This window comes from Xanthomonas sp. DAR 35659 (genome assembly GCF_041242975.1).
In the GTDB taxonomy this organism is placed as follows: domain Bacteria; phylum Pseudomonadota; class Gammaproteobacteria; order Xanthomonadales; family Xanthomonadaceae; genus Xanthomonas_A; species Xanthomonas_A medicagonis.
Map to the genome: position 1 here is coordinate 2,541,554 of NZ_CP162488.1, position 10,669 is coordinate 2,552,222.

At 67.9% G+C, this 10,669-nt stretch carries 5 protein-coding genes; 4 read left to right on the forward strand and 1 reads right to left on the reverse strand.

What is annotated here, in order from left to right; all coding sequences use genetic code 11:
• Positions 1-82 precede the first annotated feature (82 nt).
• The 4 genes from AB3X07_RS10925 (at position 83) to AB3X07_RS10940 (ending at position 8,683) form a co-directional block, all read left to right on the forward strand.
• A complete protein-coding gene (locus AB3X07_RS10925) occupies positions 83-967 on the forward strand; it encodes a LysR family transcriptional regulator (RefSeq protein ID WP_369944516.1) in 885 nt (294 codons plus the stop codon).
• A gap of 256 nt (positions 968-1,223) precedes the next feature.
• Complete coding sequence (locus AB3X07_RS10930; protein WP_369944517.1) at positions 1,224-1,919, forward strand: hypothetical protein; 696 nt, start codon at positions 1,224-1,226, stop codon at positions 1,917-1,919.
• A 108-nt stretch (positions 1,920-2,027) separates the two neighbouring features.
• Positions 2,028-3,203 (forward strand): M48 family metalloprotease, encoded by a 1,176-nt coding sequence (locus AB3X07_RS10935; RefSeq protein ID WP_369944518.1) that lies wholly within the window; start codon positions 2,028-2,030, stop codon positions 3,201-3,203.
• 590 nt (positions 3,204-3,793) lie between these two features.
• Positions 3,794-8,683 (forward strand): AAA domain-containing protein, encoded by a 4,890-nt coding sequence (locus AB3X07_RS10940; RefSeq protein ID WP_369944723.1) that lies wholly within the window; start codon positions 3,794-3,796, stop codon positions 8,681-8,683.
• A gap of 143 nt (positions 8,684-8,826) precedes the next feature.
• Here the strand turns inward: AB3X07_RS10940 and AB3X07_RS10945 are convergent, their stop codons facing one another.
• On the reverse strand, positions 8,827-10,107 hold the full coding sequence (locus AB3X07_RS10945; RefSeq protein WP_369944519.1) for a phospholipase D-like domain-containing protein: 1,281 nt from the start codon (positions 10,105-10,107) through the stop codon (positions 8,827-8,829).
• Positions 10,108-10,669 lie beyond the last annotated feature (562 nt).

Genomic DNA, 10,669 nt, shown 5'->3' on the forward strand with positions numbered 1-10,669 from the left:
TGCGGACGACCCCACGATAGGAGGTTCCACATTCGAAACACAGACGGTAATATTTGGACATCCCGTATCAAATTTGAGACACATGGATCTCAATGCCCTGGAGGATTTCCAACTGGTCGCCGCGCACGGCGGCTTCGGCAAGGCCAGCCGTGCCAGCGGGCGCTCCAAGGCCACCCTGTCGCGGCGTGTCGCCGATCTCGAACAAGCCCTGGGCACCCGGCTGATCGAGCGCGGCACGCACCGCCTGGAACTGACCGAGGCGGGCCGGCTGCTGCTGAGCAGGACCGAAGGTCCGCTGCGCGAGGTCGCCGAGGCCGCTGCCGCGGCCCGCGACGGCGAGGCCACGCCCAAGGGACGGTTGCGGATCGCGGCGCCGGTGCTGTTTTCCCAATTGGCGCTGGGCCGCATCGCCGCCGGGTTCGTGGCGCGCTATCCCGAGGTGCGGATCGACGCCGCGGCCGAGGACCGCTTCGTCGATCTCGTCGACGAACAGTTCGATGTCGCCATCCGCGTCAATCCGCGCAAGGACAGCGCGCTGGTCGGCCGATGCTTCGCCAGGGACAGGATGGTGCTGGCCGCGGCCCCTTCCGTGCAGCGACCCGACGGCACCGGCGCCCCGCCGTTGCGGATTCCGGCGGTGGTCATGCCGACCTATCGCGACGGCGAACTGTGGTCCGTGCGCGATGGCCGATTCAGCATCGAGCCGCAACCGGTGCTGCGCCTGTCCTCGCTGTTGGCGATCCGCGACGCGATCGCCGCCGGTGCCGGCGTGGCGATGCTGCCGCAGTCCATCATCGGCGGCTTGCTGGCAAGCGGCGAACTGGTGGCGTGGGGCAGCGTCGGCGACGACGTCGCGCTGTGGGTGCTGCACACCTCGCGGCGTCTGCAGAGCCCCAAGGTGCGCGCGTTCGTGGAGTTCATGTGCGAGCAGTATCCGAACGGCAGGTTCGTCATCCCGCCGTACTGAGGCGCGCGCGGCGTTTTGCCGTGGCATTGCATCTCCGGCAAGTCGCTCGATCCGTGCCAGCCGCGACGATGCCCCGGGATCGCCATCGTCCGTCGCCCGGCAATGCCTTCGCTCGCAGAGTGGAACGTAGACCAGGCCGACGACCTTGTCGTGCACGCAGACTCTGGCGATCGATCGACGGCCGAACGTCACGTGGTCTCCATGACGTGGCCTTTTGCCCGTGCTAGGTTGTTTTTATCTGTGGAGAGGTAAGGCCGTGAAAAGGATTGCTTACGCCGTGGTGGCCGCTTGTCTCCAGTTTGCCCTTACCGCTCCTGCACATGGTCAGGTCCATGTGCCGGATCTCCAATCGGCCCCGGAAGCGAACGGTTGGAATGGCGCCACGTCCGCGTTCTCGGTTCTCCATCGAGATGGCAAAGCCAGCCTCCAATGCGACCGGCCCGGCCAACATGTCATCTGGCTGAAAGACATGGAGCTGGAGGGCGGGACGATCGAGTTCGATGCGAAGGGAAGCAGCCAGCCCCAGAGCAGCTTCATCGGCGTGGCTTTCAGGGTCCAGGAGAGCCGCCTGTTCGACGCGGTTTACTTCCGCCCCTTCAATTTTCGCCCGGACGCGCCTGATCGCCGCGCGCGTGCGATTCAGTACATTTCCGAACCCGCCTGGCCCTGGGAAAAGCTGAGGGCCGAGAGGACGGGCGAGTTCGAGGCGGCGGCTGTGCCCGTGCCCGACGGCGATGCCTGGTTCCACGCGAAAGTGGTGCTCGAAAACCGTCAGGTCCGGGTGTGGGTCGATAATGCTCCCGCACCCTCCTTGCAGGTCGGTGAGCTCAGCGATCGCAAAGGCGGAGCGGTGGGTGTGATCTGCATCGGACACGGCGCCATCGCAAATCTCAGGATCACACCCGCGCCAAGCGCCGGCGCGCCGACAGCACGTGCGGCGACACCGGAGTAAGCGCAGTCTGATGGTCCCGCGAGACATCGGGGAACGTGGCGAGCCGCGGATTTTGTAAACTCAATCCACCTTTGGCCGGTGGACGCGGTTCGGATGGATCTAGAGACGTTGGACAGGCAGCTGGATCCACTGCCGTATCAGCGGGGTGTGGTCGCCTACCTGAAGCAGTACGAGCCCGATGTCTGGGCGTGGGCCAGTTCGCAAAAGGCGCGCGACGAGCACCTCGCACAGGTGCGGGCCGAGCTGTTGCGCGGCACCTATCGGCTGGAGGTCGACGCCCATCCGGAGGTGCACGCGCTGCTGGCGCTGGCCATGGAACGGCTCGGCATCCGCGCCCCGGCCATGCTGTACCAGGCGGGCGGGCAGGCCATGAATGCGGTGCTGGTACACGTGCCTGGAGAGGTGCACATCGTGCTGGAGGGGCCGCTGCTGGAGCGCCTGGCCGAGGACGAGCGCCTGGCCCTGTTTGGCCATGAGCTGGCCCATTATCTGTTGTGGTCGCAGGACCAAGGCGAATTCCTCGTGGCCGACCGGATCCTGCAGGATGCAGTGTCGTCCACCAGCGCCACCGAGAGCCATCGCGAGACGGCACGGTGCTACGGATTGCACACCGAACTGTTCGCCGACCGGGGGGCAGCGCTGGCGGCACGGGCGCTGGCGCCTGCCGTCGGCGTGCTGGTCAAGGTGCAGACCGGTATCGCCAATCCCGACCCGGCCGCCTACCTGCGCCAGGCCCTGGAAGTGGAAGCCGCCTCCGATGCCGGCAGTCAAGGCACCACGCACCCGGAGACCTTCATCCGCGCGCGGGCGCTGGAACTGTGGTGGCAAGGCGCCGAGGAGCTGGAGGCCTGGACCGACCGCAGGCTGCGCGGCCCGCTGAGCCTGTCCACGCTGGACCTTCCGCGGCAGGCGCAGCTGCAAGCGATGACCCGTGGCTTCCTGACCTGGTTCCTGGCCGGCCAGCGCTGGGACAGCGCGCCGATGTGCAACCAGGTGCGCCAGCTTTTCGCCGACTGGTCCGAGGGCGAGGTCGCCACGCCGCCGGAATCCTTTACCGTACTGCACGTGGCGGACGATGTGCGCGCTTATCTCAATGCCCTGATGCTCGACCTGGCACTGGTCGACCCGGAGGTGCGCGATGTGGCACTGGAACGCGCACTGGTCACGGCCCGGGTATTGGACAGCGAGGAGGCGCTGCTGGTCCAGCTCAAGCGCGATGCCGGCATGGGCAAGCGCGAAATAGACCGGCTGCGCAAGCGGGTCAAGCGGGAGCTGCCGGCATGAGTGCGCACGACGAGGCCCAGCCCGCGACCCTGGCCACGGTGCTCGAGGCGCAGGGGGGCGCGCCCCTGTCCACGGACGATGTGGTGCTGATGGTGGTGCCGCTGTTCCAGCAGGTGGCCGCGCTGCACGAGCAGGACCGCGTAGCCCGGCTGGATCCGCACCGCATCGTGCTGGCTGGGGAGGGCGGGCTGGTGCTGGCGCAGCCGCAGGGCCAGCCACGGCTGATGGACATCGGCGCGGTGCATCGCGTACAGCCGCCGCCGGCCTCGGCGCTGAACATCGTCGGCGAGTTGCGGCGCCTGCATGACCAGGCCGGGATGGAGGCACTGGCCACCCTGGAGGTCCAGGAGGACCTGGTCGCTCCGATCGAGCGCCCGGTGTATCTGCCTGCCTTCGGAAGCTGGGAGCTGCAACTCGGGCACCACGACGAGATCACCGACGTTTTCCAACTGGGCATGGTGCTGGCGGCACTGGCCTGCGGGTTGGATTTCAACGATCCAGGCGACGTGCGCCGCTTCGCCGAACACCGGCGCAACCTGTTCCTCATCAACGCGCGGCTTCACCCGGTGGTGGCCGCGGTGATCGTGGAAATGACCGCGCTCAACCGCCACGACCGCGCCACGGACGTGGCCGGCCTGGCCACGCGGCTGAGCACCTGGCGCGAACAGCCCGGCGTGCTGGACGTGGAACGGGCGCTGGCCGGTGTCAGCGGCGTGGTCTCGCGTCGCACGGCGGTGCTTGCGCATCTGCGCGACCGGCTCTTCGATCTCTCGCGGCGCAACCGGCTGCTGTATTTCAAGCCCACCGCCAGTAGCGTCAACCTGACCGTTTCCAGTGTGCCGCTGATGCTGCAGGTCGAGAGCATCCGGCCTGAGCACCTGTGCACCTGGGGCGGCCCGTTCGCCTCCGAGTTGCTGGCCGGAAAGGCGGTCGACCTGCAGCGCTGGCTGCGCTTCGAAGACCAGCCTTACCTTCCTGTCGCGCTGGACAAGCTGATCCAGGACACGCGCCGGGACCGCGCCGAGTATGGCTTCGGCACGCTGCGCCTGGTGGTCGCTTTCCTGCGCTGGCACAACCTCAAGGAAGCGCCCGAGGAGCGTATCGTCACGCCCTTGCTGTGGCTGCCGGTGGAGCTGACCCGGCGCAAGGGCGTGCGCGATCAGTACGTCCTGCAGGTCGAGGACGACGATGCCGAATTCAATCCCGTGCTGCGCCACCAGCTGCGTCAGCTCTACGACATCCAGTTGCCCGAGAAGGTCGACCTGCAGTCCACCTCGCTGGCACAGATCCATGCCGATCTGCTCGCGCAGATCCGGCGGACCGAGCCCTCGGTGGAGCTGCGCCTGGTCGAGAAGCCGCAGGTCCGCCTGGTGCGGCAGAAGGCGCTGCAGCGGCTGAACCAGTTCCAGCGCCGGCGCGGCCAGTCGCGGCGGCCCGCAAGCAGCGGACTGCCGGACTACAGCTATGCGATAGACGATTACCGGCCGCTGGGTCAGGCCCTGTTCGCGCGATGGGTCGCGCCCAGTCCGCTGCCGCAGCGCTTCGAAGCCGGTGCCGCGCCTGTGGCCGGCCCGCGCCATGCGCGCATGGTGGACGCCGAGGCGGCGCAGGAGCGGGTCGGGTATGCGCTCGAGGAATCCGACGGTCACCGGTACGCCTGGGACTTGGACCTGACCCAGGTGAGCCTGGCCAACTTCAACTACAAGAAGATGTCGCTGGTGCGCGACTATGCGCAACTGATCGAATCGTCCGAGGCCAACCCCGCCTTCGACCAGGTGTTCTCGATCCAGCCGCGCGAGACGCAGACCGATGCGCCGGCGGCGCTGCCCTTGGCGAGCCAGTGGAACGTGGTGGAGTCCGATGCGACCCAGAACGCGGCGGTCGCCCTGGCGCGCACCCAGCGCAGCTTCATCATCCAGGGGCCTCCCGGGACCGGCAAGTCCCAGACCATCACCAACCTGATCGCCGATTACGCCGGCCAGGGCAAGCGGGTTCTGTTCGTCTGCGAGAAGCGCGCGGCGCTGGACGTGGTCTTCCACCGTCTCAAGCAGAGCGGACTGGATTCGCTGTGTTGCCTGATCCACGATTCGCAGGCCGACAAGAAGGCCTTCATCGCCGAGCTGCGCGATGGCTACGGGCGCTGGGTCGCGCAGCCACACGGCAGCGAGGCGCTGCTCGCCCAGCGCGAGCGGCTGGTGGCGACGATCGATGCCAGCCACCAGCGGATCGAGGCGTTCGAACGCGCCATGTCGTCGGTATCGGACCAGACCGGCACCAGTGCGCGCGCCCTGATCAGGCGCCTGGCCGCACTGCCGGCGGCCCAGGAACTGGACGCCAGCAAGCGCGTCCGGCTGCCGGACCTGGCAGCCTGGGATACCCAGCGCGAGCTGGCTGTGCGCGTCCACCGGCAGCTACAGGCCCGTGTCGGCGTGGAGTGCCTGGCCGAGCATCCGCTTGGCCGGGTGCGTTCGGTCGTGGTCGACGACCCACGCGCCTATGCGCGGCTTACCCAGTTGCTGGACGATGCCGAAGCGCTGCTTGGACAATTGGATCCGCTGCTGGAACATCCGGGCCATCTGCTCGACGGCCATTCGCGCCTGGACCAGGCGCGCGAGATCGCGACCGAGGCGCAGTGGCTGCTGTCGCAGGGACTGGCCGCGCACCTGACGCTGCTGGACGAGGCCGCGCCGGCGTCGGTTGAACTGCGCACGCTGCGCGAGGTACTGGCACAGAAGACGGCCGCGCTGGAGGCGGCGCGCGGGGGCACCACGCACTGGCGAGACAAGCTGGATCCGGCCGATACCCAGGCCGCGCTGGCCATGCTCGGCCAGATCGAAGGCTCGGTGCTGCGCTGGCTGAAACCGGCGTGGTGGCGTTTGCGCGGCGAGCTGAAGCGTCGCTATGACTTCGGCCGCCATGCCGTCCATCCCGGCTACGCGTCCGTGCTGCGCGCCCTGGCCGCCGAGCAGGCGGCGGCCGCCGCCGTCGAGGCCGAGCAATCGGCAGGTCTGCAGCGCTATGGCGTGCCGCGCCTGCAGGACCTGATCCAGGCTGTGGAGCAGCTCAGGCAACGCTTCGCCACCTCGGCGACCACGCGCCAGTTGGTCGATCACCTCCGCGCCGCGGTCGATCCGCTCGCTTCCGCGCGGACGCATGCCAATGCGCGCGAGCCGCTGGACAAGCTGGCCGTTCGCATCGAGGAGTCGCTGGACCTCGACCAGGGGATTGGCCTGGATGCGCTCGCCGAGTACCTGCGTGACCTGCGTGAGTCGCTGGACGATCTTCCCGATCTGCTGCCGCTGCTGCGTGGCGTCCACGCGGCGGACCCCGGCAGTGCCTACGTACTGCTCAACCTGGCCGGCCCACCCGAGCGCATGGAGGCCGCGGTCGCCCATGAAGCCTGGCGCAGGCTGGAAACGGCCGCGCCGGAGCTGGCGCGCTTCGACGGAGCGGCGCTGGCTGGCCATGCGCGCAAGCTGGCCAGTGGCCAGGCGCAGCTGCTGGCGCTGAATTCTCGGGTCGTCCAGGCCAACCAGCACCGCCTGTTCGCCGAGCACGTGCGGCTGTCGTCGCTCTCGGCGACCCAGCTCGACGCGGCGGGCAAGGCGTTCAAGAAGACCTACGCCACCGGTCGGCGCGAGCTCGAGCACGAATTCGCCAAGAGCATGCGCTACCGCTCGATCCGCGATCTGTCCGACGACGAAACCGGCGTGGTCATCAACGACCTCAAACCGATCTGGCTGATGAGCCCGCTCTCGGTGTCCGACACGCTGCCGCTCTCGCCGGACCTGTTCGATGTCGTGATCTTCGATGAGGCCAGCCAGATTCCGACCGAGGAGGCCGTGCCGGCGCTGAGTCGTGCCCGACAGATCGTGGTGGTCGGCGATGAGATGCAGTTGCCGCCGACCAGCTTTTTCTCGGCCGGTGGCGAAGCCGACGACGAACTGGTGGTGGAGGACGAGGGCGAGCGCATCGCGATCAGCATGGATGCCGAGAGCCTGCTCAATCAGGCCGCGCGCAATCTGCCGGCCACGCTGTTGGCCTGGCACTACCGTAGCCGCCATGAGGCGCTGATCAGCTTCTCCAATGCCGCCTTCTACGATGGACGGCTCGTGACCATTCCCGACCGCCGCATCGAACCGGCGGACGACACGCCCCCGCTACCGCGCTCGGACCAGCAAGACGCCGGCATTGTCGGTGCCGATGCCGTGCTGGCACGCGCGGTCAGTTTCCACCAGCTTGCCGACGGCGTTTACCTCGGGCGGCGCAACAGCGCCGAGGCGCGCTACATCGCCCAGACGGTGCGCGAGATGCTGCGCCGCGAGACAGGCTTGAGCCTTGGCATCGTGGCCTTCTCCGAGGCCCAGCAGGACGAGATCGAGAGCGCGCTGCAGACACTCGCCGCCGAAGATGCGGACTTTGCGCTTCGGCTCGATCGCGAATACGTGCGCGAGGACGACGACCAGTTCAACGGTCTGTTCGTCAAGAACCTGGAGAACGTGCAGGGCGATGAGCGCGACGTCATCCTGCTGAGCATCTGCTATGCCCCGGGGCCGGACGGCCGCATGCTGATGAACTTCGGTCCGATCAATCAGCGCGGAGGCGAAAAGCGCCTGAATGTCATTTTCAGCCGAGCCCGCCACCGCATGGCCGTGGTCTCCACGATTCAGGCCGAGGCGATCACCAACGTCCACAACGACGGTGCCGCCGCACTGCAGGCATTCCTGCGCTTCGCTCAGGCCAGTGCGGTTGGCGACCACCGCCGAGCCCAGCACGTCCTCGGGACACTCAATGCAGGCGCCCGCGACGCCTTCGCGCGGCCTGCATCGTTCGACCCGGTGCGTACCGCCCTGGCCGATGCGCTGCGCGCACGCGGACATCTGGTCGATGAGGACGTCGGGCGCTCGCAGTTCCGCTGCGATCTCGCGATCGTGGACCGGCATAGCGGCGACTACTCGCTGGCCGTCCTGCTGGATGCGCCCGATCAGCCCGTGGCCGACACCCGCGAGCGCTACGTGTTCCGTCCTGGCGTGCTCCGCCGGTTCGGCTGGCGGGTGCTGGACGTGCCCGGTCGCGACTGGCTGCGCGCCCCTGGGGCGGTGATCGAGCGGATTGAGCTGGCCCTGTCCGGTGCAGAGGAAGCCGATGAGGAAGCCTTCGAACTCGAAACTTCCCCGTTGGAGGTGTCGAGCGTCGTAAGCGCGCCTGCCGACGTCCCGGTGCCTGCGCCAGTGCCGGCGCGCGACGATGCTTCGCGGGTCGAAGACGAGGTCCGCAGCCTGAGCTTCGAGCAAGGAGCGTCGAGGAAATTCTGGCGCGTGTCGCGCGCCGGGGCAGACCTCACTATTTCCTATGGCCGGATCGGAACAACCGGGCAGTCGATCATCAAGACGTTCGAGACCGGCGAGCGCGCCTCGCGAGAGCTGAGGAAGCTGACGGAAGAAAAGCTTCAGAAGGGCTATGTCGAAAAAGAGATCTGATCCGAGGATACGGCGGTTATTTTCGGGTAGCTGGGCAACGGCAGGTCGGTCGGAAAGATGGGGGCGCGTCGCGGGACGGAAGCGCACCGGCCGACAACCCACTCGAGTCCTGAGGGCGAGCGTCTCAAGAGAGACGCCAGAGGCTACTCGGTGCGCGGCGCCTTGTAGTCCTGGCCCGCCTGTAGCGTGGTGACGTAGGGGCCGTTCCAGTCGCGGTCGAAGATGCGTGTCAGCGTCTCGGCCGGGCCTTCGCCCTTGACGAACACGGAGGCGTCCACCGCGGTATTGAAGTAGCTCCACTCCCAGTTGCCGGTGCCGATGACGCTGCTGCGGCCGTCGGCCACCGCGTACTTGGCGTGCTCGACGCGCGCATACGGGATGAAGCCTTCCGGCGCTGGCGGCAGGCTGCTGAACTTCACGGTGATGTTCGGGAGCGCGGCCAGGCTCTTCAGATAGGCCTGCATCGGTTCGCGCAGTGCCCAGTCGGCGACGATGATGCGCACCTGCACGCCGCGTGCGGCGGCATCGCGCACCGCGCTGTCGACCGGCGCCCACCAGCCCTTGGGTCCGAAGCTGCGGATCGCCGAGAGCGTCATCACCTGGATGCGCAGTGCATGCTGGCTGGAGCGGATCATGTCGACCAGGGCCGGCTCTTCTGCGGTGACCCAGGCCGGCTGCAGCGCCGGCGGGCTGAACGCGGGGAAAGCGATCAACGGCGTGTCGCTGCCGGCATCCAGCAGTACCGGATCGGTGGCGGTGGCCGGGACGAAGTCCGGCGGCTGCACGCCGCGCGCCTGCGCCTTGGCCAGGTCGCCTTCGTCGGCCAGGCGCCAGCTGTAATCGAAGCTGGCGGCGAAGGTTCTGGCGAAGCGCGCATCGTCGATGCGCGCGCCGATCTCGTGGATCTGCTCCAGCGCCCGCCAGTCCCAGTTCTGGCTGCCGACGAACACGCTGGCATCGTCGACGACCATGTACTTGGCGTGCAGCACGCCGCCGGTCAGCGTATCGACCGGCAGCACGCGCACCGTGATGCCCGGCACCTTGCCCAGCCAGGCGACGCTGTCCGGATTCTTGGCCAGGAAGGTGTGGTCGACCAGCAACTGCACCGTCACGTCCGCACGGGCGCGTGCGGCCAGCGCGTCGAGTACCGGGGTCAGGCCGGTACCGGGTTTTTCGGAGATGTAGAACGCGGCGATGTCGATGCGGTGCTTGGCGCCGTTGATCATCGCCAGCCAGGTCTGCTGGGTGCGCGGCACGCCAGGCTCGCCGTAGACGCTGGCGTCGGGCACGCTTTCGACGATCTGGAACTGCGAAGGCCGCGGCCGTGCCTCGCTACCGGTAACCGCCGACAGCAGCAGGCAGGCCAGGGCGACGGAGAGGGAGCGGCGCGCGCGATACGCGCGGGCAGGGGACGAAGCGGGCACGGGGACATCCTTGCTGTGGCTGGGAACGGGAAGCCCGGCGACTACGCGTGTGCATGTTGCCGGTGTCGCTGGTACGGATTCGGCGCACCAACAGACGCGGCATGTCGGCGTCTGCTGGGTGTTGTAACGCTTGCGTTTCAGCCAGGGGGCGCAAGCCCGCCCGCGGCTGGATGTATCAGCGTACAGCGTGCCCTCGACGCGCGCAGCATGCCGTAGCCGATGCTCACACCTTGCAGAACGACCGCGCTCATCGAATGTGGGGGATCGCAGGTCCACACCGGCTGTGCCCGCCGCCGCGCATCAGCGCGGCCTGGCGTGGGCCATCGAAGTGATGAATCAGGCGGCGCCTGACCATGGCCCGTCGGCGGGCAACGTCACGCCGACCATTCCGGTACCCAGCGCGCCGCGCAGTGGGGTTCGTCGCTGGCGGTGAAAGCGTTGGAACGCAAGCGCTTCGTCCTGGATGACTATGTGGTGTCGCTGAGCCGAAGCGGTTGGCTGCGCCGCGTGATTGGCCAGCACACGCCCGCGGATCGTCAAGGCCTACAAACAGGCCCCCAGC